Below are 26,399 nucleotides of genomic sequence, written 5' to 3'. Positions count from 1 at the left end.
ATTATTTAAGAATATCGAGCTGTTCCCAAATAGTATCGACTCGTTGCTTAATTTCATCAGACATCACAATAGGTCTACCCCATTCTCTATCTGTCTCACCCGGCCATTTGTTGGTTGCATCAAGACCCATTTTTGATCCTAATCCTGAAACAGGTGAAGCGAAGTCGAGATAATCAATAGGCGTATTTTCCATCATAATGGTATCTCTTGCAGGATCCATTCTGGTTGTGATTGCCCAAATCACATCTTTCCAATCTCTTGCATTGACATCATCATCGCAAACAATCACAAATTTGGTGTACATAAATTGCCGTAAGTAAGACCAAACTCCCATCATTACGCGTTTAGCATGACCCGCATACTGTTTCTTCATTGTCACAACCGCTAAACGGTAAGAACATCCTTCAGGAGGTAAATAAAAATCTACAATTTCAGGAAACTGTTTTTGTAATATCGGAACAAGCACTTCATTAAGTGCAACACCTAATACTGCGGGTTCATCAGGTGGGCGCCCTGTATAGGTGGAGTGATAAATTGCATCTTTACGGCGCGTTAAATGCGTAATGGTAAACACAGGGAAAGAATCAATTTCATTATAATATCCTGTGTGATCGCCATATGGTCCTTCTGGCGCAAGCTCGCCCGGTTCAATGTAGCCTTCAAGAATAATTTCAGCACTTGCAGGCACTTCAAGATCATTCGAAAGGCATTTTACAACTTCTGATTTATTTCCGCGTAATAAGCCTGCGAAAGCGTATTCCGATAATGTATCAGGTACTGGTGTTACAGCACCTAAAATAGTAGCGGGATCTGCCCCTAATGCCACGGAAACAGGGAATCGTTCACCTGGATGTTTTTGACACCATTCTTGAAAATCTAAAGCACCACCTCGATGCGATAACCAACGCATAATCACTTTGTTTTTACCCAGCACTTGCTGGCGATAAATACCCAGATTTTGGCGCTCTTTAAATGGGCCACGAGTCACCGTTAATCCCCAAGTAATTAAAGGTGCTGCATCTTCAGGCCAACAATGCATAACTGGGATCTTTGTTAAATCAACATCATCACCAGTTAAAACTACTTCCTGACAAGGTGCTTTACTCAAGCGCTTCGTTGGCATATTTAAAACTTGCTTAAACTTGGGCAGTTTATCAAAAAGATCACGAAAGCCTTTCGGTGGATCGGGTTCTTTTAGAAATGCCAATAATTTGCCGACTTCATGCAAAGCTTTAACATCATCTTGTCCCATTCCCATTGCCACACGCTCTGGTGTACCGAATAAGTTACAAAGCACTGGCATATCAAACCCTTTGGGATTTTCAAACAACAGCGCTGGCCCACCGGCACGTAAAGTTCTGTCCGCTATTTCGGTCATTTCAAGGTAGGGATCTATTTCAAAGGTGATACGTTTTAATTCACCCTTTTCTTCTAATAATGAAAGGAAATCTCTTAAATCGCGGTATTTCATCATAATCTTACGAGCCAGTGAGTGAAAGAAAAGAGGGCAATGCCCTCTTTGAGACGCTATAAGCTAAACGCATAACTCACTAAAATGCAATGCTTTTTATTTGATAGCGTTTACTATACTTATAAACAACGGAATGGAACCCATTCTGAAAGTAATTTAGTATCAAACTGTTCAGGAAAAGTTTTTCCATGTTGGAAGATTTTAAAACCTTCATTTTTAGCGCTGTAATAATGTAATTCTTCGCCTTGAATATATAAGTAACTTCCTTCACGGATAGCCACAACAATCTCTTCAGGGTTAATAGCACAAAATTCGGCAATACGCTCATCGCGTGTCTCACCCATATGGCCACTAATAGATGCATCAATGTAATGTGGGTTAATTTGAACAGGGAATAAGCCGAGCGATGGCATAATAACAGAGGAACGTACTGGCATATCATTAGTTGTACGAATTGTCGGAGTTGCAACGTTACAACCTGCGCTCCAACCAATATAAGGAATATTACGTTCACGGACAGCACGTTGAATAGGAACAACTAATCCTTTTTCATGCAACATTTGGTTTAATAACCAAGTATTACCACCGCTAACTAAAATGCATTCCGCATTATTGATTGCATCAACTTCTGAATCGAAATGCTCAATACAAGTCACTTCAATACCTAACACTTCTGATAAATCACGAGCACGTTGGTCATGATCAGAACGAATAACAGCATAGGCAATTAATACAGCAGAACGAATACCACGTTTTTTGATCATGCTATCGATATTATCTTTCGCATAACTTAACCATCGTGGATCCCCGGCAATTTTTCCGTTACTTAATAAAAAAACTTCCATTACAGAACCTCTTTATAATTATGAATAGAATTCTAAGATAATTATCTTGAAAGCTTTTTCTTGTTTTTACCATCACTTTTTTGTCAACTTGTTACCTCTATCTGAGATCCAACTGAAAGTAACAAAAACGACCTCTTTTATTGCGTATGAACACAGCTTTTCTGTTTTTTTTCCGGTATAAAATTGCGTTAGGCTATTTTTATTTAAACCCAATAGATAACTGTTACCTTAATTATAAATTTGCTATTATCACTTAAATTAAAATTAACTAACTTATTGTCTCTATTATGAAAAAATGGCACTTGCTGTATTGTAAGCGAGGACAAATTCCTCGCGCTATCGAACACTTAGAACGTCAGCAAGTGGGCTGTTTCACACCGATGGTTACCATAGAAAAAATAGTAAGAGGAAAACGCACAGCAGTAACCGAGCCTCTTTTTCCTAATTACCTTTTTATCGAGTTTGATCCTGAAGTGATCCATACCACGACCATTAACTCAACACGTGGAGTGAGCTCATTTGTTCGCTTTGGGCAATATCCTGTCACCGTTCCCCAAGATGTGATTGATACATTACAAATACCCCAACTTTCATCACTCACTTATAGCGAAGAAAATGTACCTCATAGTGGAGATAGCGTATTAATTACAGAGGGTATTTTTCAAGGGATCCAAGCTATATATCAAGAGCCTGATGGTGAGGCTCGCTCAATTTTGCTTTTAAACATATTAAATAGCGAAGTGAAAAAATCAGTGAGTAATAAAGAATTTAAAAAAGAGTCTCCCTAGAAAAAATTAACCCAGCTATTGCTGGGCTAATATCATATGATTTCAGGAAACTTGTTCCTAAAACTATTTTTGCTGTTCTGTTTCAGCTTCCGCCTCTGCTTCCTCAGCTTCTTCTTCAGGTGTTTTTCTTCGACCGTTACCCACATAAAAACGCGATACCATGACACCGATTTCAAACAGTAAGTACATAGGTATTGCTAATAAGGTTTGAGAGAAAACATCTGGTGGCGTCAATACCATACCAACGACAAAAGCACCCACAAGAATATAAGGACGTTTTTTCTTTAATGCTTCTGGAGTTGTTACACCACTCCAGCACAGTAAGATAATCGCAATAGGTACTTCAAATGCCGCACCAAACGCCATAAATAGCGTCATCACGAAGCTGAGATATTTACTGATATCTGGAATAAAGTTAACCCCTTCTGGGGTTGTATTAACAAAGAAGCCAAATGCAAGAGGGAACACAACAAAATAAGCAAACGCCATGCCGAGATAGAATAATACCGTACTTGAAACAAGTAACGGCAACATCAGGCGGCGTTCATGTTTATACAATGCTGGTGCGATAAAAGCCCATACCTGATAAAGGATAACAGGCACAGAAGCAAAAACGGATACCATGATTGTCAATTTAATCGGAGTCAAAAAAGTAGAGGCAACATCTGTCGCACTCATATTTGACCCTTGTGGCAACTTATCGAGTAATGGAGCCGAGACTAATTGATAGATATCGTTAGAAAAATAAACCAGCCCTAAAAAAACCACTAAAACAGAAACCAAGCTATACATTAAACGCTTGCGTAGTTCTATTAAATGGCTGATCAGCGGTTGGGTATCATTTACTGCCATGTTTTAATGCTCACCATTAACCTGATCAGTTATTTTTTTCTCTATCGTTACTGTTTTAGTAACAGGAACTTCTGTTTTTGTAACACTTTCTGCCACAACAGGTTTATGGCTGTTAGCATCATCATTAACTTCATCAGCTTCAGCAAGCGCAGCAAGATCAGAAGGTGAAGGTTCCGTAGAGTCGGTTTTTACAGACTGCTCTGTTGTTGAGTCTGGCGTTGAAGGTGCTTGATAAGTCTGCTTTAAAGACTGTGCAGCCTCTTTTAACTCATCCATAGACGCTTTTAACTCTGGCGATAGCGTTTGTAAATTTGCTTTCTCTTCAACTTTCTTCAAACTCTCTTGGAGTTCTTGAAGCTTCAGTTCTTGAGTTAGCTCATTTTGTACATTCGCAGCCAAAGAGCGTAGCGCTCTTACCCAGCCAGCAATTGTTTTTACTGCTACGGGCAAACGTTCTGGCCCCAGAAAAACAAGACCAATCACCATGACCAATAGCAGCTGACTAAAACCAATGTCAAACACGGTTTACACCTGCTCTTTGTTTTTGCTCTCAGTTGTAGACTTCTCTTCTGTTGAAGTCTTCTGCGCTAAATTTTTAGTATCAAAATCTGCGTCGTTATTTGTTTTTTCAGCGTTGTTGGTGTCTTTATCTGCAGCTTCGTCACCAATCGCTTTTTTAAAGCCTTTTACTGATGCACCTAAATCTGAGCCCAATGTGCGCAGTTTATTTGTACCAAATAATAAGACAACGATGACAGCGATGATGAGTAATTGCCAAATGCTAATACCGCCCATTTTATGTTCCTCAACTATTTTCGGGGTTATACTTAATAACAGTGCCCATTATATACAACGAATTCAATTTTCGGGAATCTCGAATTCATCTTTTAACTTGCTCAAAGACAAACTTTGATGCGTTTTTATTGTGCATTACCAGATCTAAACCAACCCAAAATCCATGCAAGAAGACCTAAACTGATAAAAACACTGAATAATGTTTTAAAACCAGAAACGAAAAACAGGCTACCGCATAAAAACAGTGTCGTACCTATACCCAATAAAAATAGAGACTGTCTCTGTTTGACTCTTTGCGAACTTATTTGTTCCGTCAATTTGTCTAGTGTTAACTTCATATTTTTATGTTGTTTCAGACTATCATAAACCAGCTCTGGTATCTCTGGCATTTTTTCAATCCAGTAAGGTGCCTTACTCTTTATGCCATTCATTAACGCTGTTATACCAATTTGGCTATGCAACCAATCTTCTAAGAAAGGTTTTGCCGTTTTCCATAAATCTAATTGTGGATACAGTTGCCGTCCAAGTCCTTCAACATAAAGCAATGTTTTTTGAAGTAACACTAACTGAGGTTGTACTTCCATATTAAAACGCCGTGCAGTATTGAACAGATTAAGCAACACATGACCAAATGAAATCTCAGACAGAGGCTTTTCAAAAATTGGTTCGCACACAGTACGGATTGCAAATTCAAAGTCTTCCACATTGGTATCTGCTGGAACCCAACCTGAATCAACATGTAACTCTGCAACCTTTCGATAATCACGATTAAAGAAAGCTAAGAAGTTTTCAGCTAAATAACGTTTATCTTCTTTATTTAATGAACCAACGATACCGCAATCAATGCCAATATAATATGGATTTTCAGGGTGATCATAACTAATAAATACATTACCAGGATGCATATCCGCATGGAAGAAACTGTCTCTAAACACCTGAGTAAAAAAGACTTTTACACCACGTTCCGCAAGAAGCTTCATATTCGTCTTTTGTGCATTCAACGCTTCAATATCAGAAACAGGAATACCATAAATACGTTCCATCACCATCACATTTTCATGGCAATAATCTGAATACACTTCAGGGATATAAAGCATTGAGCTATTTTCAAAATTACGACGAAGTTGAATAGCATTAGCAGCTTCGCGTAGTAAATTTAGCTCATCAAGTAATGTTTTTTCGTATTCGCGGATCACTTCTTTAGGTCGTAAACGACGACCATCAGGTAAAAATGGTAATAGGTTTGCCAAGCGATACATCAAACGGATATCCGCTTTGATCACAGGCTGAATATCGGGGCGAATAACTTTTAGCACAACTTCTTTGCCGTTTTCTTTTAATTTCGCTGTATGAACCTGAGCAATAGAAGCTGAAGCAAGAGGTGTTTCATCAAAATCATCAAACCATTGGTCGATAGGGCCACCGAATGAGTTTTCGATATATTGTCGTGCTTTTTTACCATCAAAAGGAGCAACTTTATCTTGCAATAGCGCAAGTTGATCAGCAATTTGAGGAGGAAAGAGATCACGTCGAGTTGATAACATTTGACCTAATTTAATCCAAACAGGCCCTAATGTTTGCAATGCGAGTCGTAAGCGTTCACCTAATGGTTTTTCTGGATGCTTATTTTTGATCCAAAAGAGTGCTCGGCATCCTAATCTTGCAGGTAAAGTAATTCGATGTTTAGGAATTAATTCATCAAGCCCATAAGATAAGAATACCTGAATAATATGATAGAGGCGCTTTAACTCACTAAGGAGCATTATTTTTTCTCCAATGTGCCTAACCGTTTTTCTAGTTCGGCTGTTTGCTGTGCAAGTTGTTCTATTTCATCATAAAAATGGACTGTTTCTAATGCACTAGGTGCGGTTTTCCACTCTTCAATTAACGCATCACGTAAATAACCTTTTTGGTGACTCAAGAGTGAAGAAAATAACTGAACGCCCTTTCCTGCAACAACAGTCAAACTTTGCGCTGCTATATCACCAATATAAGGCGCCAAATATTGCGCGGGTTCCCACTGCGCCATATCTAGCAATGCAGACCAATTTTGAACAACCTGCATATCACCATCAATAGTAATATCGCCACGATTGATCAGTTCTGACATTTTCTGGCGATCACGAAGCTTAATCAGTGTGAGTAATTTTGTTTTTATCAAACAATCAGTTTCATCATCCCACTGGCTTAATACATCAACTTGTTGTTCGCTAAAGACTAAGTAGATGGAACGAGGAAACTCATTGATAGAAAGCGCCAACACTTTGCCCGCAAGGCGATTGCGGGCAGGTTTAAGCACATTTTCCTGATATAAAACATGATTAAGAGCTGTCTCCATTGATGCTGTTAACAGCGGATACAGCACTTGAGAAGCAATATCATGAGAAAAAGTGGCTTTTTCCATCTCAGAATTTAAATCCTTTGTGTAGAGCAACTATACCGCCAGTCATGTTGGTATAGGTCACTTGGTCAAATCCCGCATCTTCCATCATACCTTTTAAAGTTTCTTGGTCTGGATGCATACGAATTGATTCCGTTAAATAACGGTAACTTTCAGCATCATTTACAATCACTTGACCAATTTTAGGTAGGATATGGAAAGAGTAAGCATCATAAATCTTACTTAAGGGATCAAGAACCGGTTTAGAGAACTCCAGCACCAACAAACGTCCACCTGGTTTCAATACACGAAACATAGAACGTAATGCTTTCGCTTTATCGGTCACGTTACGTAAGCCAAAGGAGATAGTGATGCAGTCGAAATGGTTATCAGGGAAAGGTAACTCTTCAGCATTTGCTTGTACGTAGTTAACATTACCGACAATACCGTGATCGCGTAGCTTCTCACGCCCCATTTTCAGCATTGAATCATTAATATCAGCTAAAACAACTTCTCCATTTTCACCTACTAGGCGAGAGAATTTAGCTGTTAAATCACCAGTACCACCCGCAAGATCAAGAACTCGTTGGTTACGTCTTACACCACTTGCTTCAATGGTATAACGTTTCCAGATGCGGTGAACACCGAAAGACATCAAGTCATTCATTAAATCATATTTAGACGCGACAGAGTGAAAAACCCTTGCAACCATGGTTTGTTTATCATCTTTGTCAACGGTTTGGAAACCAAAATCTGTTGTTTCCTTAGTTTGTTGAGTCATATTATTTGCCCGCTAATTAATCAAAATTTAGTAAATTCAGTACTGGTCTTATTTCAGAAATCTTTGTCTCTTTATTTTTCAAATCAATTAGACGTCGATTTTTCAATGAGATCATTATCAATCGTTTTTTTTATCTCTACCCCTAGGGATTTAAAGCCTTCCGCTTGACTGATAAGATTTCCGCGACCTTCAGAGAGTTTTTTCATCGCCAATAAATAGCCAGACTGCGCTTTTTGAATACTATTTCCTAGCCCTTGCATATCATCAACGAAAAGTCTTAATTTGTCATACATTTTAGCCGCTCTATCCGCAATTTCTTGCGCATTTTGGCTTTGATATTCATATCGCCACAATGCAGCTATTGTACGCAAAGCAACAAGTAAAGTAGATGGCCCAACTAACATTATATTGTTTTTCAATGCTTCTTCTAACAAGTCAGGAGAATGACCAATTGCAACAAGATAAGCTGGCTCTATGGGTATAAACATCAAAACATAGTCTAAAGACGTAACACCCGGTAGTTTATGATAATCTTTTACACTCAATCCTTTAATATGCGTTCTAATTGAGTTCACATGTGCATAAAGCGCCTGTTTACGTTCATTATCATCATGGCTACTAAAATACTTTTCATATGCCACCAGCGACATTTTAGCGTCGATAATGACATCCCTACCATGGGGTAAGTGCACAATAACGTCAGGTTGATAGCGACCGCCATTTTCATGGCGAATACTCACCTGCGTTTCAAATTCATGGCCTTCACGTAATCCTGAAGACTCTAATATACGCGCTAATACCGTTTCACCCCAATTACCTTGGACTTTATTGTCCCCTTTTAAGGCATTTGTTAGATTCACCGCTTCTTGTGCCATTTTGACATTTAATTGTTGAAGCTGGCGAATTTCATGAACTAAGGTATGTCGCTCTCTGGCTTCTTGCCCAAAACCATCTTGAACTTGGCGTCGAAAACTTTCCAATTGTTCACGAAAAGGTGACAGCAAATGCGTTAGTCCTTGTCGATTTAACTCTTCGGCTTTACGCCCACTTTGTTCAAAAATACGATTAGCCAGATTTTCAAACTGTGTCGCAAGCCGTTGCTCACTATTGACTAATAGTCGCTGTTTTTCTTCAGCAGATAAACGACTCTCTTCCCACCGCGTTGTTACTTCTCTTAATTCTGCTTCTTGAGAGGTAATAATTTCTCGTTGAGCGCGCAATTCTTGCTCTAGTTGTTCTATATGCTGTTGTAAAGAAGGGATAATTGCTGATTTTTCTTGGGCAACGGCAAGCTGTGTGTAGTTTTCACGCAGCATGGCTTCTTTATCAGCTAAACGTTGTTGGATAGACCACCAAACAAGCGCACCACCGACTAGCACACCGCCTAATAAACCAATGATCCCATATAACAACTGAATATCCACTAAAGTGACCTTTTTACTTTCCAGCGGGCTAAGTTAAAACGCATAGGTAATATTGTCTAGCAACAATTTACATCGTGACTTGATTTGCGATAAAGGACGCAGTTATCCCACCCATTTCGCAAGCCATTGCAAACCAAAGGCACCGGGCGCCAAAATACCAAATGCCCAGATCATGGCTGATGTTAAATTAGCAATTTGAAAATAACGCTGTGGCATTGCACAAATGCCCGCAACTAATGGAACAATCGCACGAAAAGGTCCAAAAAAACGCCCAATAAATACGCCCCAGATCCCCCAACGATTAAAAAATTGATGACCTCTAACAAGCGTTTGTGGTGAGCGCGAAATTGGCCATAAGTTTCTCACGCCCTCTTTATAGTGAAAACCTACCCAGTATGAGACCCAATCTCCGAAAAAAGCGCCTAATGCAGCAGCAAGCCAAATCGGCCAAAAAAATAAGCCACTTTCACCAATTAAAGCCCCTAATCCCAATAAAATAACCGTTGCGGGGATCAGCAAAGAGATAAAAGCAAGTGATTCACCAAAAGCAAGAAAGAACACGATAGGAATAGCCCAAATTTCGTGCTCTTTTACAAAGAGAGTAATGGTATGAATGATATCTTGTACTGTCAAAATAGAGGCCTTAAATCGGTTAACCTAAGTAAAATAAAACAGACTGATTAACCGAATATAAATCACTTTATTATTCAAGAAAATAATTTTGTAAGGCATCTCGGCTAGAAGCATCTAAACCGATATCTTTCTCTAGCCAAGTATCCACATTACCATAATGATGATTAATACTGGTTAACGCCGTTTGTAGAAATTCTTCTTGTACGGAATAAACATAAGCAAATTTATCAACAATATTTTCACTCATGGTCTTAGCATGTTCTTCTAGAAGGTAAGCACGATAAGGTGCCAATGTTTCATTAGTCAGTAGATAGTCTTCCATCACCACATCTAAAGAAGCACCTAATGCAAACAAGACTAATGCAGAACCAACGCCTGTTCTATCTTTACCTACTGCACAATGTTGCACTACGCCCCCTTTTTCAGGTTGCTTTAATAGCGTAGCCAGTTGTTTATATGCGGGATTATTGATAGGTAATAATTTATATAGCTGAAACATAAATGCTTTGGCATCAAATTGCTCTAATATTTCAGGTGTCAATTTTTCAAGATTAGCGGAGACTTCTTTTGATAATGGATTTGCAGGTGCGTGATAATATTGAGCACCTTCCCAAACCCGATCTGGTTTATCAATAATTTCGCCTGCGTCACGATAATCAATGATTTGAAAAAGATTTCTATCGATGAGAAGAGATTGATCTGTATGGGTTAATCTATCCAGTGATCCTGAGCGAAAGAGCATTCCAGGTTTAATAACACCACCATTACTTAATTTTTTTCCACCTAAATCACGAAAGTTGATCCCACCAACTAAAGGCAATACCGAAGGATGTGTTTGTAAGATATCAGTCATAACGCCTCTTCTCATTATTATGTTGTTAAATTCTTAAAGACCTTAACAGAAATCATCTTCTGTTGTCATGTCATATTAACGTGATGAATTACCATACAAAAAAAGCCCTTAATACTTTTGTATTAAGGGCTTTAGCATTCAATTGAAAACGCTTACTTCATTAAAATACGAGCTGCTTCAATAACGATACCAAGTGCATTATTTTCTGTTTTCTTCAGTAATTCTGCATCTGGAATTTCTTGCTGAGTACGGTTTACGATAACACCCGCAACCATACCTGCACGTAAACCTTGGCTTGCACACATTGTTAGTAATGTTGCAGATTCCATTTCATAGTTCATTACACCCATTTCTTGCCACTCTTTCATAGAGCCTTTGAAACGGCGAACGACACGGCCTGTATAAGTGTCGTAACGTTCTTGTCCTGGATAGAATGTATCAGAAGACGCAGTTACACCTACGTGTACAGTTGAGCCATTGTCTTTAGCAGCTTTGTACAGTGCGTTCATACATTCAAAATCAGAAACAGCAGGGAATTCCATTGGTGCAAAATGTAAGCTTGCGCCATCTAAACGAACTGCAGCAGTCGTCACAAGAATATCACCTACGTTGATATGTTCTTGAATTGCACCTGTTGTACCAATACGCAAGAAAGTACGAATACCTAATTGTGCTAATTCTTCAACTGCGATAGAGGTAGATGGACCACCGATACCTGTTGAGCAAACAATGACAGCTTTGCCATCAATTTCACCACGCCATGACGTGTATTCACGTAAAGAAGCCAGATGGACAGGGTTATCCATTAATTTTGCAATTTTTTCAACACGCTTAGGATCACCTGGAACAATTGCTAAAGTGGCACCCTGTAGGTCATTTTTGGTTAAACCTAAGTGAAATACATCAGACATATCGGACTCCTCAATGGGACAAAACCAATGATCATTAAATTAAGACTTACTTTATCAGCTTTACAGACCTTTTTAGTGACCAATATCACCTACAAGGTGCCAAACAAAGTAACAATTTCATAAAATTGTGATTATCATCACGAAATATAACGTTCGAAATACATTTTCAGCGAATACATTATCAATATTCGCTTACTTCAATCATTCACTAAAATAAACATTTCATTTATCAGTATAGACGACACAAATACCTTGATGCACATATACTCTAAATAATTCAAAATGCCGTTAACTAATACAAATAAACATACCCTAGCAAACATATACTCTAAATAATTCAAGATGTAGCTAGGCGACTAGTGTGAGTGAATGTTACAACTTGAAGTATGACGAGAAGCTTGAAGTATGACGAATATAACGCGTACACTACCCGCCCTTAAAACAAACATCTTAATGTGACAAACACCTTGTCACAGGAGTGAACATGAGCTTATTTAACCAAATTGCAAGCCTATTGGGTGGCGAAAAAATCAATCAATACAAAACTGTCCTCGACTGGGTTGAGTCTCAAGGTGGCATTGAAGGCTTAATAAAGCAATTTGATACAGCGGGTTTAAGTGAGCTGATCCAATCTTGGATAAGTACAAATACAAATTTACCTATCAGTGCTGAACAAATCGTAACTGTTTTCTCATCACCTGTTATTAATGAACTTGCGTCAAAGATTAATTTAAGTGCAACTGAAGCCTCTGAAATGGCAGCACAATATCTCCCTAAATTAATTAATAAAGTGACACCAGATGGAGTGGTACCTAAAGATTTAGATTTAGTCAGTGCGGGGATGGATATTCTAAAAGCGAAGATTTTTGGTGGTTAAATAAACAAACTGTTTTAATCGTACTTATTTAATGCGTTTTCCCTTACACCCCATAAGAGAAAACGCATCACATTCTTAATAATCAAAATTGATTACAGCAAACCTTCTTCAATTAACGCGTCATGAAAACGTTGCTTCTCTTCTGGCGTTGCTTGAATACGCTCTAAAGGCACATCCAAAGCATAAGGGATATTCTGTTGTGGCGAATAAACGGCTAATACATAAGTATTTCCATCTTTTTCAATTACAATAGGCGGTGTTTTTTTATTTCCTGAATAAGCAATACGAATATCTTTACCGTCTAAATTAAGATGATAAGTTGCAATAAATTGCTTATTACTCACAACCATTTTTGCTGGGATCGCTATTAATTTTAGCGGTTGAGTTCCCACTGATAATAAGGCTTTTCTCACTTTACTCGTCAATATTTGACGATAAATAAAAAAGATCACACTAATCCCAAATAAGCCGATAAAAATAACCGTACTAATTAGGCGAAGCCAAATATTATCTATCGCTACATCAACGGTCATTTTGCTAAGATCATTTGCATCAGCAACGGGTTCAACAAGTACATCCTTTGAACCTAAATCTAAAAAGGTAAAATTACGTGAAACCTCATTACCTTTATAACGCAAATCAACACTACAGTTAGTTAAAACAAAGAGTTGTGATCGACAAGAGCCTTTTACTGTAGCATTAATAGGAACCGCATTCTCACTGATTTTATAATCATAAAGAATATTAGGGATTTGATATGCACTAAATACAGTCAATGCTAACATCACAACCACTAAAAATAAGGTGCGGAATAGTCCACCATCTCCTCTTAGTGGAACCAATGTCAAAGGTCGAGTTGGAAAAGCATCTAATACTTTATCCGAAAGTTTAATGCTAGTTTGCACAATAATTATATCCATAAAATTAGCGAGTTCTCGCAGTATAACAACTCTCTAGAATATCAATAATAAGATTTGCTCCGAGTTTTAATTAATGCTCTTTTTTATTTATATAAAATTAGCCTGCTATTTTAATGATGTGACTTTTTATCAAAGTAACCATTCAAAAATAGCAGGCTAACAAGTAATTATTTTATTATGCGTTCTGGCGTAAATATTTAGCGGCTTCCACCATATTCGCTAATGCTGCGCGTGTTTCAGTCCAGCCTCGTGTTTTTAATCCACAATCTGGGTTCACCCATAAACGCTCTGCTGGAATACGTGATTGCGCTTTTCTTAATAATCCCACAATCCATTCTACATTTGGCACGTTAGGCGAGTGAATATCATAAACACCAGGCCCAATTTCATTTGGGTAATCAAAGTGTTCAAAGGCTTCTAAAAGCTCCATATCTGAACGTGAAGTTTCGATAGTAATCACATCCGCATCCAGTGCTGCAATAGAATCCATGATGTCGTTAAACTCGCAATAACACATATGCGTGTGAATTTGCGTTTCATCATCAGCGACAGCGGCACTTAATTTAAAGGCATCAACGGCCCAATCAAGATAAGCTTGCCATTCATCACGACGCAGTGGTAATCCTTCACGTAAGGCTGGTTCATCTATTTGGATGATACCTATACCCGCTTTTTGTAAATCATTGACTTCATCACGCAGTGCTAACGCAATCTGTTTTGCAATGGTTTCACGCGTCACATCTTCACGAGGGAACGACCAACATAAAATTGTCACTGGCCCTGTTAACATTCCTTTAACTGGCTTTTCAGTTAATGATTGTGCGTAAGTTGCCCAATCCACAGTAATCGCTTTTGGACGACTAATATCGCCAATAATCACTGGTGGTTTTACACAACGTGAGCCATAACTTTGTACCCACCCATTCTGTGTAAAGACATAGCCATCAAAGTGCTCACCGAAATACTCCACCATGTCGTTACGTTCAGCTTCACCATGCACTAATACATCAAGTCCTAGGTTTTCTTGCTCCGTTATCGCTTGCTTAATATGTTCACTAATGTTTTTGCGATAAGCTACTGTATCAATATTTCCTTTTTTGAAATCAAGGCGTACAGTACGAATTTCAGTGGTTTGAGGAAATGAGCCAATGGTCGTGGTTGGCCATAGTGGCAGATTAAACCGAGCACGTTGAACTTCTGCACGTTGGGTATAAGGTGAATTTCTTTCACTGTCTTGCACTTTAATCGCCTCTAAACGAGCTGCCACTTTAGCATTATGCACACGTGTAGAATGTTGGCGTTGGCGAATTGGGGCACTGTATTGTGCCAATTGATCATCATACTCGCCTTCGGACGCATTTAGTGCCTGAGTCAACAAAGCCACTTCTTCACATTTTTGAACAGCAAAAGCAAACCAACTTTTTACTTCATCATCAAGTTTAGTTTCTGCCTTTAAATCAATTGGGCTATGCAGTAATGAACATGAAGTTCCGATCCATAATGGACGTTTACCTTTTAGCGCAATGACTTGCTGATAACGAGTGCTCAAATCAGCTTTCCAAACATTACGGCCATTAATAACACCTAATGACAGCACCCAATCTTTGGGTAATGTTTGATGTAAATGTTGCAAATCATCCTGACCTGCTGAAAGATCAACATGAAGCCCATTAATAGGTAAGTTCTTAATAATATCAAGATGATGAGAAATACCATCAAAATAAGTTGTCAGCAGTAATTTAACCTGCCCCGCTAATGTTTGATAAGCAGTTTGGTATGCGTTTTGCCATTCAATTGGTAAATCCAATACCAATGCAGGCTCATCAATTTGTACCCACTCAATACCTTTCTCTTTTAATTCATTAATAACTTGTTGATAGATAGGAAGAATTTCTTTTAAAAGCGTTAATCGATCAAATTCAGGCCCTTTCACTTTGCCTAACCAAAGATAAGTCACCGGCCCCAGTAACACTGGTTTTATTTTATGACCAAGAGCTAATGCTTCATCTACTTCATCTAATAACTCTTTCCATGCAAAGGTAAATGATTGACCTTGTTGGAATTCCGGTACGATATAGTGATAGTTAGTATTAAACCATTTCGTCATTTCAGATGCAGCGGCAGGCTTACCCGTTGGCGCTCTACCACGCGCAACTCTAAATAATGTATCAAGATCTAATGAGCCATCTTCATTACGATGACGAGGTGGCACGTTACCTAACAATAAACTTGTTCCTAATACTTGGTCATACCAAGCAAAATCACCAACAGGTAATAATTCCACACCTGCATCTGCTTGTTGTTGCCAGTGACGAGCACGAAGTTCTTTACCCACTGCAATAAGTTCTTTTTGTGAAATCTTACCTGCCCAATAATTTTCTTGTGCCTTTTTTAGCTCTCTATCTAAGCCAATACGAGGGAAACCCAGTGTGTGATTGCGAATTGTCATAATTAAAATCCTGTTTTTAGCCGTCTAGATGTTTACACATCCATAATCTACAGGTAGTGTATAAATCACAAGCGCAAATTTTTCATCAACAACATGAAGGTTTCTCATGATAGAAATAAAACACTTAAAAACGATATTGGCACTAAAGCACACTGGATCTCTTGCTAACGCAGCAAATCAACTACATCAAACACAGTCGGCTCTTTCACATCAATTTAGTGAATTAGAACATCGTCTGGGTTATCGAATTTTTGTGCGTAAAAGCCAACCACTGCGTTTTACCTCACAAGGTGAAGTGTTGGTCAAATTAGCCGAAGAAGTTCTGCCTATCGTACGCAGAGCGATTGAAGCATGTAATGAGCCGGGGAGTTCAAATTTAAATATTGCGATTGAATGCCATAGTTGTATTCAATGGTTAACACCCGCATTACAGCAATATCGCCAAACATGGCCTGAAGTCAATGTCGATTTCCATTCGGGGGTTACGTTTGATCCACAACCTGCATTACTACAACGTGAATTAGATGTAGTGCTAACCTCTGATATTTTAGATGATGCACGTTTACATTATACCCCGCTGTTTGACTATGAAGTTAAGCTAGTTTTATCGCCTGAACACCCTCTCGCGAATAGATTACATATTCAGCCACAAGATTTAATTGCAGAAACCTTATTTATTTATCCTGTGCAAAGAGAGCGTTTTGATGTGTGGCGCCATTTTTTACAACCCGCAGGAATAACACCACATTTTAAACATGTCGATAATACATTGTTGTTAATTCAAATGGTTGCAGCTGGCATGGGGATCGCAGCTCTACCTCATTGGGCAGTAGAAAATTTTGAAAAACAAGGATTAGTGGTGACAAAAACATTAGGCGAAGGATTATGGAGCCGGTTATATGCAGCCAACCGTAGTGGAGAGCAACATCAACCGGCAATTCGTGAATTTATTCGTTTATCAGGTCAGCACGCTGTTAACAATCTTCCTTTTGTAAAACAGGTCGGTGTATCCAGCGTCGATGGATCCAAAGTGATGCAACAATCAGGCTCGCGCCTATGATGAAACTTGGCCAATTTGGATGTTGTTGCCAAATAGAGAAATTAACTAATAATCCGGCTGGAATCATCATGTTATTCATAATAGCTAAGGTTCCAGCATCAACTTGTGTGGCACCATAGTTCCACATGAAATAACCTATTCCAGAAGCCCCTATTCCTAACCAGAATAAAACACCCCATTGTAGCGATGTTGTTGGCATTTTCTGCCAATCAGCAAAACACAACGCACCAATCAGTGAAACGGCAACAGCACCAAGATAAAACCAAGAAAACGCATGATGTTGTGGAATTGGATGTACTTCCATTAATCGCTTATAACCCACCTGACCGATAGCAAAGAAAATATTAGCAAGTTGCACTAATAACAATCCATACCAAAAATCATCACTTAAATGGTCATAACGAATAATAGCGGCCCCTAACACGGCTAATAAGGAGCTGAATGCATAACCCCAGCGTAATTTTTGGCGTTCTAATAGATCATAAATTAACGTGACATAAAGCGGTGTTAATACGGTAAATAGTAAGAATTCTGCGACGGTCAAATAGTTATAAGCATGGAAGACAAACAGATACATGATACCAAGTTGGCAAGCTCCCACACTCATATAAAGCAAAATCACCTTAAAACGAATTCCCTTCCAACGTAAGAAAGGTAAAAAGACCAAAGCCGCTAAAGAAACACGGATCAAAACAGAGAGCCAACTATCAACCTGACCCGCAAGATACTCGCCGATCAGGCTAAAAGAGGCTGCCCATAACAGTGTTGTAATAATGAGCAACCACATAATTAACTATCTTTCTCAACTAACAGTGCTTCCATTAAATCCAATTCATGTAGCAACAATTGGAGTGTTTCATTACTGATTTTTCGCGTAGCCCTTAAATGGTAAAGCTCACCACGTTCAGCACGTAATGCAGTTAGTCGAAAACGTCTTTCAAGATCTTCTTCTAACATGTTATGAACCATTTCATCTTGGTTTGCAGTACGACGTCGTAAATAGCCTGTTACCCGGGAAGCAACTTCATTAATTTCTTCTGCATCAAGTTGCTCTTCTGTACTAGCAGCTAAACGCTCTTCCATTTTATTCAAGCTGACAATCGCCACTTCTGCCATAATTTTTCGCGCATAACGAACTTCATTTTTATCGGCTTCTTTATCCGTAGTTTTCACGCCTTTCAACAGGAAAGGAAGCGAAATAATACCGACAAGGATTGACAGTAAAATAACACCCGCTGCGATAAAGATGATTTGATAACGACCAGGGAAAGTACTGCCATCAGTTAAAAAGAGTGGAATAGAGAGCGCACCTGCTAGAGTAATCGCACCACGAACACCAGCAAATGACGAAAGCCACAGTTCACGCGTTGTATAATTGGCAAAATCAAGTGGGTGTTTTCTCATAAAGATACGGCTAATTTTTTTCATCAGCCATAACCATGTAAAACGTAAAATAAGTAATGCAAAATAGATGACAAATACGGCAGCAAACAACATCCACACTTCGACTTCTGGATCAAGGTCGGCCTGAATAACAGAGCTTGTCCAAATAATCGGAAGTTGTAAGCCGAGCATAATAAAGACAAGGCCGTTAAAGACAAATTCAAGCATTGACCACACGCTATCAGCACGTAAACGCATTGCGAGTGGTGCATTACGAATTACACCGGATTTACTGATAGTCATACCTGCAGCAACAGCAGCTAAAATTCCTGAAAAACCAATATGCTCTGCAATTAAGTAGGACGCAAAAGGTAGCAATAACATAAAGACGATTTGTGTAGCAGGATCATCACCACTCCAGCGACTCATTAATCGCAGAGATTTACTGTAAATCAAGGTGACGCCAATACCGGCCAATAATCCGCCGACAGCGACTTTAAAGAACTCAAGTGTCGCGCCCCCAACAGTAAACACCATGGTGCCCATTGCTACAGCAACCGCAAATTTCAAGGCAACCAGACCTGAAGCATCATTCATTAATGCTTCACCCTCTAAAATACCCATTATTCGCTTAGGTATTCGTCCTTTACCAACGATGGAAGAAAGTGCTACCGCATCCGTTGGCGAAAGCACCGCCGCTAATGCGAATGCAGAAATCAGAGGGATACTTGGCATCATCCAATAAATTAAATAACCAATACCAACAACAGTTACCATCACTAAAACAAGCACAAGAATAAAAATCTCACGCCCATTTTGAATAAATTCTCGTGTCGGCGTTTTCCAACCATCAACAAACAACAAAGGAGGGATCAATAGGACGAGGAATAATTCAGGATCAAAAGTGACATGTAAACCAAATTGAGGCCATGCCAATAAAGCCCCTATCACAATCTGTATTAATGGTAACGGAACACGAAAGGGAATTAGTTTTGTAATAACCCCCGAAACTGAAACCACCAGTATTAAAATCAAAATAGTAAAGAAAATTTCCATGTTACCCTTACATGCCTATTTTTATCCCAAAAACTTGTTATCTTTTCCTTAAAAAAGAAAACCCTACTGAATGATAAAAAAACACACCCTGCAAAAATTTATGCGCCATGCCTTTCTTTACCTTTCCTTATTTTAAACAGATCCCACACAGACTCATGTGTAATTATTTAAAATTAAGATTAATCGTATCTAACGCTACAAATTGCGCACTTCTCATTACTCTTTATTTATTAACGGCATTAAACATCGAAAGCATACGTTTTTATTTCTCTTTTTCCGTCTAAACGATGTAATTACTCGTATACAAACGTAAAACATTAAGAAATTAAATAAAAATAACAAATAAAAGACAATATCGATTAATTTTTAGAGCAATGTCGCTTATTCACATGATTATTCAATCGTTCTTAACATCGACATCATGACGACATCACAATACTTTCCATCTCTAAACGCCGCTTTACGGCGTATACCTTCAACTTCAAAGCCTAATTTTTTATATAAATGTAAGCCTTTTTCATTATCTGAATACACTTCCAACTCTAAACGCGTTGCGGCTAACCAATTGAATGCATAATCAATTGCTGTATTGATAAGTAACTTACCGACACCTTTTCCAGAATACTCTGCACCAACACCAATACCGAAACTGACAATGTGGCGACGACGAGGATGATTATCAATTATCAGAGCTAAATGCCCCGCAACTTGACCATCAATAGTTGCTACAAAATTAGGAATATTTTGTTCTGCAAATTCGAGTAATCTTTTTTTCCACATCGTCACAGAAGGGTAAGGAAATTGGCAAGTACAAATATATAAATCAGGATGAGTATATAACTGTTGAATTGCGGTTGCGTCGTCTGGCTCGCCATGGCGTATTTTTATTTCTTGCATATATTCTACCAATTATTTAAAAACTAAGCTTAATTTCGACAATAGCGAATTAAAGTAGATAAATAAATAGCAAAAAAGCGGAATATAGATATATTCCGCTTTTTGTCTTTAAAACCGATGATTCGAATTAAATCGCCCACTCGCCCGCATAAAATGCCACTAAAGCAATAGTAATTAATACTGTACCAATATTGAGTTTACGCCACTCGCCAGCAAATACTCGACCAATCACTAAACAGCCAAAACCTAACATAATGCCTGTAACGATATTGCATGTTAAAACAATAAATACAGCACACACCATGCCAGACATAGCATCAACAAAATCACTGAAATCTAATTTAGTGACATTACCTAGCATCAATAAACCTACATACATTAACGCAGGTGCCGTTGCATAAGCTGGAACTAAATAAGAGAGAGGCGATAAGAAAAGGATCAGTAAAAATAAAATACCCACCACTGTTGCGGTTAATCCTGTTTTACCACCAGCGGCGGTTCCTGCGGCTGATTCAACATAAACTGCAGCTGGGGCTGCACCAATCACACCCGCAAAAATACTACTGACGGAGTCAGAAGTTAGTGCTTTTCCGCCATTAATAATTTGTCCGCGTTTATCTAATAAATTGGCTTGCCCTGCCACCGCACGGATAGTTCCAGTTGCATCAAAAATCGCAGTCATTACTAATGCAAGTACACTTGGTAAAACTAAAGGTTGTAATGCTCCTTTAATATCCATTGCGAATAATAAAGAAAGCCCTTCTTCACCTAATTGAGGCATTTTAAAAACACCTTGGTATTTTACATTAGGATCGAAAATCAGACCAATAATCGAAATGGCAACAATCACTAATAGCACGCCACCCGGTACTTTACGCTTTTCTAATCCGAAAATAGCGGCTAATCCAGCAAGTGACATCAGAACAGAAAATGAAGTGAATTTCCCCATTGCAACAGGTAAACCATCAAATGGGTTTTTCACCACTAATCCAACACTGTTTGCTGCGATTAAAAGTAGAAATAGCCCTATCCCTATTCCTGCGCCATGAGCAATACCTGTCGGAATATTTTTTAATATCCAAGTGCGAATGCCAGTTAATGAGAATACGGTGAATAAACACCCCATTAAAAACACAGCACCTAAAGCAACAGGTACAGAGATGTTTTGTCCTAAGACCAAGCTGAAAGCGGTAAATGCTGTTAATGAAATAGCACAACCAATTGCCATAGGAAGATTTGCCCACAATCCCATTAGAAGAGAGCCCAATCCCGCGACTAAACAGGTTGCGATAAAAACCGCTGTATGTGGAAAACCGGCTTGCCCTAACATGCTAGGAACAACAATCACGGAATACACCATCGCCAAAAATGTCGTCAAACCGGCGATCATTTCTTTGCGAACAGTTGTACCGCGAGCTGTAAGTTTAAAATAGCTATCCAGTTTACCTGTGGTTGCTGATTGATTAGCAGACATTACATTCCTCTGACATAAAAACGGTTCACTCTCCAAAAAACGAAAACGATTACGTATCAATTAAAATAACCTCTTACCGATAAAAATCTTAAGAGGGAGTCAAAAGCAAACGTTTGGTTTTTCGTGTGGATTAAGTGAGAGAATTTGACGCAAACGATTATCTGGTGCTTTTAGGGTAAGAATCAAGCGAAAAAATACATTTTTAATAAAAATGTCATAAAAAGATAATTTAAAGTCAGAAAAAAAGAAAAAGAGGAAAAGAAGGGTGTCGTTACCACTTTTTAGTTCGCTAACTAACTCGCCCGTTTAACATAAAAGGGATTATTTGTAGTGATCGGTTTTCTACCTTTCTTCTAATAATTCAAATCCTATTTTTTTAACAAAATTTTTCAGGGTAGGATGAAAACTTGCTATTAAAGCAACTTTTTGATTTGAGTTTGTCTTCTCTTTTAATATAAACACTTCTGTCTTACCATAGAGAGTCCCTAAGATAATTCTTTCCAGTGTTCTCCTAATCGGATTGCCAATATGTTGATAAAGCCATTGGTCAGTCATAACCTGTTCTAACCCAAACGGGATTTTATTGGGGAATACCCAGCCATTTTTCATATCATCGGGGATTAATGTCAGTGACATTTGAGCAAGTTTTTTTGATGGATTTTCAAAAGCTAAAAAAACATACTCTTTACTCATTCGTAATATTAAAACATCATCACCCGAATTACCTTGCGGTTTAGTTTTATAAGGAATTAACCCATCATCATAAAGTTCATCATAGGTATCCCCTAATCGCCGTACTAAGGCTTCAATATTCACACTCATTGGTATAATCCTCTCGCTCTATTTAATCGGTGTATTTCTGCTAAAACGTTATCCAATTATGTTTGATAGGGTAATCATGCCTTAAAATCGTTTTGAAGGACGTGAGTATGGATAAACAGGCGGTTTTCGCCAACTAACTCGCCCGTTTAACATAAAAGGGATTAGCTGTAATGATCGGGCTTCCAACGAGCTTCTAAATCCTCTAATAATTCAAATGTTGTTTCTTGAACAAAATTTTTCATAGTAGGGTGAAAGCTCGCTATTAAAACTATTTTTTGATTTGAGTGAGTCCTCTCTTTTAATATGAACACTTCTGCCTTGCCATAGGGAATCCCTAAGATAATATTTTCAGGGGCTTGCCTAATTGGGTTACCCATATGCTGATAAAGCCATTGGTCTGTCATAACCTGTTCTAGCCCAAAGGGGATTTTATTGGGAAATACCCAGCCATTTTTCATATTATCGGGAATTAATGTCAGTGTAATTTGAGAGAGTTTTTTCGAGGGATTTTTAAAAGCTAAAAAAACATATTCTTTGCTCATCCGTAACTTTAAAGAATTATCACCTGAATTACCTTCCGGTTTGGTTTTATAGGGAATAAGCCCATCATCATAAAGCTCATTATAGGTATCCCCTAATCGCCACACTAAGGCTTCAATATTTACACTCATTGATATAATCCTCTTGCTCTATTTAATCGGTGTATTTCTGCCAAGATTTCATCCAATTATATTTGATAGGGTGATCATGCCTTAAAATCGTTTTGAACGACGTGAGTATGGATAAACGGACGACTTTAACTAACTCACTCGCCCGTTTAACATAAAAGGGATTATTTGTAGTGATCTGGCTTCCAACGCGCTTCTAAATCTTCTAATAGTTCAAATGTAATTTTTTTAGCAAAGCCTTTCATTTCAGGGTGATAGTTAACCAAAAGAGAGACTTTTTGATTTGAGTGAGTCCTCTCTTTTAATATAAAGACTTCTGATTTACCAAGAAAATTATTCAGTACTGTTTTTTCAGGAGCTCGCCTAATTGGATTACCCATATGCTGATAAAGCCATTGGTCTGTCATAACCTGTTCTAGCCCAAAGGGGATTTTATTGGGAAATACCCAGCCATTTTTCATATTATCGGGAATTAATGTCAGTGTAATTTGCTCTAATTTTTTTGATGGATTTTTAAAGGATAAAAAAACATATTCTTTGGACATTCTGAGAGTCACTTCATCATCACCCGAATTGCCTTGCGGTTTAGTTTTGTAAGGGATTAACCCATCGTCATAAAGTTCATTATAGGTATCCCCTAATCGCAGTACTAAGGCTTCAATATTTACACTCATTGATATAATCCTCTTGCTCTATTTAATCGGTGTATTTCTGCCAAGATTTCATCCAATTATATTTGATAGGGTGATCATGCCTTAAAATCGTTTTGAACGACGTGAGTATGGATAAACGGACGGTTTTCGCCAACTCACTCGCCCGTTTTATATAAAAGGGATTATTTGAAGGGGGTAGGTTTCCAGCGTTCCTCTAACTTTTCTAATAGCTCAAATGTTATTTCTTGAACAAAATTTTTCATGGTAGGATGAAAACTCGCTATTAAAGCGACTTTTTGATTTGAATTGGTCATTTCTTTTAATGTAAATACTTCTGTTTTTCCTAAAAAAAAACTTTTTAAAATATACCTCTCAGGCGTTCGCTTAATTGGATTACCTATATGTTGATAAAGCCATTGGTCGGTCATAACCTGTTCTAACCCAAACGGGATTTTATTGGGGAATACCCAACCGTTTTTCATATTATCAGGGATTAATGTCAGTGTAATTTGAGAGAGCGTTTTTAATGGGTTTTTAAATGATAAAAAAACATATTCTTTGCTCATCCGTAACTTTAAGGTGATATCACCCGAATTGCCTCGTGGTTTAGTTTTATAAGGAATTAACCCATCATCATAAAGTTCATCATAGGTATCCCCTAATCGCCGTACTAAGGCTTCAATATTCACACTCATTGATATAATCCTTCCTCTCTATTTAATCGGTGTAATTCTGCCAAAACCTTATCTAATTCTTCATCAGGAGTATTATATTCTGCTTTTAAACATCGTCGCTCTATTTCCCAATTTCGTTCAACCGCTTCTTTTAAATCCTGACCGTCATACTCTTTTCGACGCAGTTTTGTGTCATCGTTTAATTCAACCCAAGTATTATTTCTGCCACCGTAGGTTTCACTGCATTTTTGGTGTACGGATTTAGGGATAGCAACGGATGCCACGTTATCTAATGCTATATCTAATTGAGTATCACTTATTTCTGAATCTATATTTCTTAAATAAATTTCGACTGCGGCTTTTGACGGAATATGGTCAACTTCATAAATTCCCCCTTTAGAGAGTTTTTTTAAATTTCCGTAATAGTCGACTTCTAAAAAATTCACGATTCTTTTTTGAAAATAGACATAAATGGCGGGCACTTCCCCCCAAGGGTCGACAATAATAAAATCATTAAAATCGTCTTCTTCCAAGGGAAAGGTTTCGACCCAACCTTCTTGTCGTTCTTCAGGAAAACCAGGAGGCGCATTCAGCGATTGTTCAGGAATAGGGTTCGGTAAGCGCCAAATTTCTTGAGGTTCAGGTAACGGGAGTGGGGGCGTTGTATAGCCAAACTCACCCCCATCATGAATAAGCGTTTCTTGTCGTCCATTATCCAAACTAAACTTAACGGCATGAAAAGCATCACTGGTGTTTGAGGGGATATATTCTGCGGTATTCCCTACCATGTCCCAATGAAATGTTCCTTCAATATCAGGATCTAAGAATGTTGCTGTGCCATCTTCATGACGCTCAGCAAATCGGACTCTGACATGATTGAGTCCGCTGGCTTCATTGACAACATACCCAGCGACCTTGGTGGCATATCCTGTACTTTCATCATCAACAATCCTGAATCGAACGCCCGTGATGACGGTGCTTTTTTTATGAGCAAGCTGCCGTAAAGTGGCTTCTTCCGTATAATTTTGTCCTTTGACTGTCTGAGGTGATCGAGAAAAACCGCCGACTAAAAGGGGCGAATTTATCATTCTACTGATGAATAGTTGGTCTTCGTTTGGATCTCCAGCAGGCTCAGAGTGAAAAAGTAAGCCTAAAACCCCCCATCGAGAGGCAATCGCAATATCTTTAACGGCATTGAGGACACCTTGATAAGGCACGGGGGTAGGTTTAAAGATAGGCTTAGGTAATATGATGGATTTAGGTGACGCATAGGATAGTGAACGCGCTTCCATGAAAAGTTTAGCTGACGCTATGGAAACAGAAACAGGAGTTACCTGACCTCCTGCTGTCGTTTTTCCTTTATCTTCATCTCTTCGTCTATGAATAAAATATTCCGGCATTCATTACTTCCTAAAACAATAGTATTAAGTGAAATGAAAATATCTTAATTAATTGTTTTTATTGAATTCACTTCAAATAAGATAATAAATAGGTATATTTATCCATTATTAATCAGTTACTTAGATAAATAATACCGCTCGTTCCCTATGTGTGGCGATCAATGGTTTGCAGTATTCGTTATTTTTATCTGAAGATAATGTCGTCTTCTACTTCTAACGTTAGATGAATAAGTGTTGTTTTAGCAAACGACTTTCTGTTCAATATAGGCATTTCTAGATTATTCTTAATAAATTTTAAAATAAGTACAATTACGAAATATAATTATAATCATT

At 38.2% G+C, this 26,399-nt stretch carries 26 protein-coding genes; 3 read left to right on the top strand and 23 right to left on the bottom strand.

Going from position 1 to position 26,399, the window contains the following annotated elements; all coding sequences use genetic code 11:
* Position 1: 1 nt before the first annotated feature.
* Both ubiD and pepE read right to left on the bottom strand, forming a co-directional pair.
* A complete protein-coding gene (gene ubiD, locus LW139_RS02195; RefSeq protein ID WP_166539243.1) occupies positions 2 to 1,471 on the bottom strand; it encodes a 4-hydroxy-3-polyprenylbenzoate decarboxylase in 1,470 nt (489 codons plus the stop codon).
* A 119-nt stretch (positions 1,472 to 1,590) separates the two neighbouring features.
* Positions 1,591 to 2,316: a dipeptidase PepE gene (gene pepE / locus LW139_RS02190; RefSeq protein ID WP_023583493.1), complete on the bottom strand. Its 726-nt coding sequence runs from the start codon at positions 2,314 to 2,316 to the stop codon at positions 1,591 to 1,593.
* 287 nt (positions 2,317 to 2,603) lie between these two features.
* Here pepE and rfaH point away from each other — a divergent pair, with 287 nt between their 5' ends.
* Positions 2,604 to 3,104: a transcription/translation regulatory transformer protein RfaH gene (gene rfaH, locus LW139_RS02185; protein WP_109408601.1), complete on the top strand. Its 501-nt coding sequence runs from the start codon at positions 2,604 to 2,606 to the stop codon at positions 3,102 to 3,104.
* Positions 3,105 to 3,167: 63 nt separating this feature from the next.
* Here rfaH and tatC read toward each other — a convergent pair whose 3' ends face one another.
* The 10 genes from tatC to udp form a co-directional block, all read right to left on the bottom strand.
* On the bottom strand, positions 3,168 to 3,956 hold the full coding sequence (gene tatC, locus LW139_RS02180) for a Sec-independent protein translocase subunit TatC (RefSeq protein ID WP_109408600.1): 789 nt from the start codon (positions 3,954 to 3,956) through the stop codon (positions 3,168 to 3,170).
* 3 nt (positions 3,957 to 3,959) lie between these two features.
* The gene (gene tatB, locus LW139_RS02175) at positions 3,960 to 4,478 is read right to left on the bottom strand and encodes a Sec-independent protein translocase protein TatB (RefSeq protein WP_166539237.1); all 519 of its coding nucleotides are present in this window, start codon (positions 4,476 to 4,478) and stop codon (positions 3,960 to 3,962) included.
* A gap of 3 nt (positions 4,479 to 4,481) precedes the next feature.
* The gene (gene tatA, locus LW139_RS02170; RefSeq protein WP_006535549.1) at positions 4,482 to 4,751 is read right to left on the bottom strand and encodes a twin-arginine translocase TatA/TatE family subunit; all 270 of its coding nucleotides are present in this window, start codon (positions 4,749 to 4,751) and stop codon (positions 4,482 to 4,484) included.
* Positions 4,752 to 4,876: 125 nt separating this feature from the next.
* Positions 4,877 to 6,514, bottom strand: coding sequence for a ubiquinone biosynthesis regulatory protein kinase UbiB (gene ubiB, locus LW139_RS02165; RefSeq protein ID WP_072069492.1), 1,638 nt, complete (start codon positions 6,512 to 6,514; stop codon positions 4,877 to 4,879).
* Entirely contained in the window at positions 6,514 to 7,155 is a 642-nt protein-coding gene (locus tag LW139_RS02160) for a ubiquinone biosynthesis accessory factor UbiJ (protein ID WP_109408599.1), read from the bottom strand. The genes ubiB and LW139_RS02160 overlap by 1 nt, the downstream gene beginning before the upstream one ends.
* Position 7,156: 1 nt before the next feature.
* Complete coding sequence (gene ubiE / locus LW139_RS02155) at positions 7,157 to 7,912, bottom strand: bifunctional demethylmenaquinone methyltransferase/2-methoxy-6-polyprenyl-1,4-benzoquinol methylase UbiE (protein ID WP_151434096.1); 756 nt, start codon at positions 7,910 to 7,912, stop codon at positions 7,157 to 7,159.
* Between the two features lie 83 nt (positions 7,913 to 7,995).
* On the bottom strand, positions 7,996 to 9,336 hold the full coding sequence (rmuC, locus tag LW139_RS02150; RefSeq protein ID WP_247850566.1) for a DNA recombination protein RmuC: 1,341 nt from the start codon (positions 9,334 to 9,336) through the stop codon (positions 7,996 to 7,998).
* A gap of 102 nt (positions 9,337 to 9,438) precedes the next feature.
* Positions 9,439 to 9,969 (bottom strand): DedA family protein, encoded by a 531-nt coding sequence (locus tag LW139_RS02145; RefSeq protein ID WP_109408597.1) that lies wholly within the window; start codon positions 9,967 to 9,969, stop codon positions 9,439 to 9,441.
* A 70-nt stretch (positions 9,970 to 10,039) separates the two neighbouring features.
* On the bottom strand, positions 10,040 to 10,822 hold the full coding sequence (locus LW139_RS02140) for a tyrosine-protein phosphatase (RefSeq protein ID WP_247850565.1): 783 nt from the start codon (positions 10,820 to 10,822) through the stop codon (positions 10,040 to 10,042).
* Between the two features lie 152 nt (positions 10,823 to 10,974).
* Positions 10,975 to 11,733, bottom strand: a complete 759-nt coding sequence (udp, locus tag LW139_RS02135) for a uridine phosphorylase (RefSeq protein ID WP_023583501.1) — start codon at positions 11,731 to 11,733, stop codon at positions 10,975 to 10,977.
* A gap of 484 nt (positions 11,734 to 12,217) precedes the next feature.
* On the opposite strand from udp, the gene LW139_RS02130 reads away from it, so the two are divergent.
* Positions 12,218 to 12,610 (top strand): YidB family protein, encoded by a 393-nt coding sequence (locus tag LW139_RS02130; RefSeq protein ID WP_109408595.1) that lies wholly within the window; start codon positions 12,218 to 12,220, stop codon positions 12,608 to 12,610.
* Between the two features lie 92 nt (positions 12,611 to 12,702).
* Here the strand turns inward: LW139_RS02130 and LW139_RS02125 are convergent, their stop codons facing one another.
* Both LW139_RS02125 and metE read right to left on the bottom strand, forming a co-directional pair.
* The gene (locus tag LW139_RS02125) at positions 12,703 to 13,530 is read right to left on the bottom strand and encodes a hypothetical protein (protein ID WP_348983668.1); all 828 of its coding nucleotides are present in this window, start codon (positions 13,528 to 13,530) and stop codon (positions 12,703 to 12,705) included.
* Between the two features lie 175 nt (positions 13,531 to 13,705).
* Entirely contained in the window at positions 13,706 to 15,979 is a 2,274-nt protein-coding gene (metE, locus tag LW139_RS02120; protein WP_247850563.1) for a 5-methyltetrahydropteroyltriglutamate--homocysteine S-methyltransferase, read from the bottom strand.
* 106 nt (positions 15,980 to 16,085) lie between these two features.
* On the opposite strand from metE, the gene metR reads away from it, so the two are divergent.
* Positions 16,086 to 17,039, top strand: coding sequence for an HTH-type transcriptional regulator MetR (gene metR / locus LW139_RS02115; RefSeq protein ID WP_166539240.1), 954 nt, complete (start codon positions 16,086 to 16,088; stop codon positions 17,037 to 17,039).
* On the opposite strand, the gene LW139_RS02110 is transcribed toward metR, so the two are convergent.
* The 9 genes from LW139_RS02110 to LW139_RS02070 all read right to left on the bottom strand — a co-directional run bounded on the left by LW139_RS02110 (position 16,954) and on the right by LW139_RS02070 (position 26,066).
* Entirely contained in the window at positions 16,954 to 17,826 is an 873-nt protein-coding gene (locus LW139_RS02110) for a carboxylate/amino acid/amine transporter (protein WP_166539241.1), read from the bottom strand. The genes metR and LW139_RS02110 overlap by 86 nt on opposite strands.
* A gap of 2 nt (positions 17,827 to 17,828) precedes the next feature.
* Positions 17,829 to 19,478, bottom strand: coding sequence for a Na+/H+ antiporter (locus tag LW139_RS02105; protein WP_109408590.1), 1,650 nt, complete (start codon positions 19,476 to 19,478; stop codon positions 17,829 to 17,831).
* A 393-nt stretch (positions 19,479 to 19,871) separates the two neighbouring features.
* The gene (locus LW139_RS02100; protein ID WP_109408589.1) at positions 19,872 to 20,375 is read right to left on the bottom strand and encodes a GNAT family N-acetyltransferase; all 504 of its coding nucleotides are present in this window, start codon (positions 20,373 to 20,375) and stop codon (positions 19,872 to 19,874) included.
* A gap of 127 nt (positions 20,376 to 20,502) precedes the next feature.
* Positions 20,503 to 21,849: an NCS2 family permease gene (locus tag LW139_RS02095; protein WP_109408588.1), complete on the bottom strand. Its 1,347-nt coding sequence runs from the start codon at positions 21,847 to 21,849 to the stop codon at positions 20,503 to 20,505.
* 342 nt (positions 21,850 to 22,191) lie between these two features.
* Positions 22,192 to 22,671: a DUF6392 family protein gene (locus tag LW139_RS02090; protein WP_247850562.1), complete on the bottom strand. Its 480-nt coding sequence runs from the start codon at positions 22,669 to 22,671 to the stop codon at positions 22,192 to 22,194.
* 161 nt (positions 22,672 to 22,832) lie between these two features.
* Positions 22,833 to 23,342 (bottom strand): DUF6392 family protein, encoded by a 510-nt coding sequence (locus tag LW139_RS02085; protein WP_247850561.1) that lies wholly within the window; start codon positions 23,340 to 23,342, stop codon positions 22,833 to 22,835.
* A 161-nt stretch (positions 23,343 to 23,503) separates the two neighbouring features.
* Entirely contained in the window at positions 23,504 to 24,013 is a 510-nt protein-coding gene (locus LW139_RS02080; protein ID WP_109408586.1) for a DUF6392 family protein, read from the bottom strand.
* Positions 24,014 to 24,174: 161 nt separating this feature from the next.
* Positions 24,175 to 24,687 (bottom strand): DUF6392 family protein, encoded by a 513-nt coding sequence (locus tag LW139_RS02075; protein WP_166540364.1) that lies wholly within the window; start codon positions 24,685 to 24,687, stop codon positions 24,175 to 24,177.
* Positions 24,684 to 26,066 (bottom strand): S-type pyocin domain-containing protein, encoded by a 1,383-nt coding sequence (locus tag LW139_RS02070; RefSeq protein ID WP_166540363.1) that lies wholly within the window; start codon positions 26,064 to 26,066, stop codon positions 24,684 to 24,686. The genes LW139_RS02075 and LW139_RS02070 overlap by 4 nt, the downstream gene beginning before the upstream one ends.
* Positions 26,067 to 26,399: the final 333 nt, after the last annotated feature.

This window comes from Proteus vulgaris (genome assembly GCF_023100685.1).
GTDB lineage: Bacteria > Pseudomonadota > Gammaproteobacteria > Enterobacterales > Enterobacteriaceae > Proteus.
This window is presented reverse-complemented; position numbering and strand designations above follow the sequence as displayed.

Coding starts and splice junctions, on each gene's coding strand:
- ubiD (WP_166539243.1), bottom strand. CDS start 1,471: ATGAAATACCGCGATTTAAGAGATTTCCTTTCATTATTAGAAGAAAAG.
- pepE (WP_023583493.1), bottom strand. CDS start 2,316: ATGGAAGTTTTTTTATTAAGTAACGGAAAAATTGCCGGGGATCCACGA.
- rfaH (WP_109408601.1), top strand. CDS start 2,604: ATGAAAAAATGGCACTTGCTGTATTGTAAGCGAGGACAAATTCCTCGC.
- tatC (WP_109408600.1), bottom strand. CDS start 3,956: ATGGCAGTAAATGATACCCAACCGCTGATCAGCCATTTAATAGAACTA.
- tatA (WP_006535549.1), bottom strand. CDS start 4,751: ATGGGCGGTATTAGCATTTGGCAATTACTCATCATCGCTGTCATCGTT.
- ubiB (WP_072069492.1), bottom strand. CDS start 6,514: ATGCTCCTTAGTGAGTTAAAGCGCCTCTATCATATTATTCAGGTATTC.
- LW139_RS02160 (WP_109408599.1), bottom strand. CDS start 7,155: ATGGAAAAAGCCACTTTTTCTCATGATATTGCTTCTCAAGTGCTGTAT.
- ubiE (WP_151434096.1), bottom strand. CDS start 7,912: ATGACTCAACAAACTAAGGAAACAACAGATTTTGGTTTCCAAACCGTT.
- LW139_RS02140 (WP_247850565.1), bottom strand. CDS start 10,822: ATGACTGATATCTTACAAACACATCCTTCGGTATTGCCTTTAGTTGGT.
- udp (WP_023583501.1), bottom strand. CDS start 11,733: ATGTCTGATGTATTTCACTTAGGTTTAACCAAAAATGACCTACAGGGT.
- LW139_RS02130 (WP_109408595.1), top strand. CDS start 12,218: ATGAGCTTATTTAACCAAATTGCAAGCCTATTGGGTGGCGAAAAAATC.
- LW139_RS02125 (WP_348983668.1), bottom strand. CDS start 13,530: ATGGATATAATTATTGTGCAAACTAGCATTAAACTTTCGGATAAAGTA.
- metE (WP_247850563.1), bottom strand. CDS start 15,979: ATGACAATTCGCAATCACACACTGGGTTTCCCTCGTATTGGCTTAGAT.
- metR (WP_166539240.1), top strand. CDS start 16,086: ATGATAGAAATAAAACACTTAAAAACGATATTGGCACTAAAGCACACT.
- LW139_RS02110 (WP_166539241.1), bottom strand. CDS start 17,826: ATGTGGTTGCTCATTATTACAACACTGTTATGGGCAGCCTCTTTTAGC.
- LW139_RS02105 (WP_109408590.1), bottom strand. CDS start 19,478: ATGGAAATTTTCTTTACTATTTTGATTTTAATACTGGTGGTTTCAGTT.
- LW139_RS02100 (WP_109408589.1), bottom strand. CDS start 20,375: ATGCAAGAAATAAAAATACGCCATGGCGAGCCAGACGACGCAACCGCA.
- LW139_RS02095 (WP_109408588.1), bottom strand. CDS start 21,849: ATGTCTGCTAATCAATCAGCAACCACAGGTAAACTGGATAGCTATTTT.
- LW139_RS02090 (WP_247850562.1), bottom strand. CDS start 22,671: ATGAGTGTGAATATTGAAGCCTTAGTACGGCGATTAGGGGATACCTAT.
- LW139_RS02085 (WP_247850561.1), bottom strand. CDS start 23,342: ATGAGTGTAAATATTGAAGCCTTAGTGTGGCGATTAGGGGATACCTAT.
- LW139_RS02080 (WP_109408586.1), bottom strand. CDS start 24,013: ATGAGTGTAAATATTGAAGCCTTAGTACTGCGATTAGGGGATACCTAT.
- LW139_RS02075 (WP_166540364.1), bottom strand. CDS start 24,687: ATGAGTGTGAATATTGAAGCCTTAGTACGGCGATTAGGGGATACCTAT.
- LW139_RS02070 (WP_166540363.1), bottom strand. CDS start 26,066: ATGCCGGAATATTTTATTCATAGACGAAGAGATGAAGATAAAGGAAAA.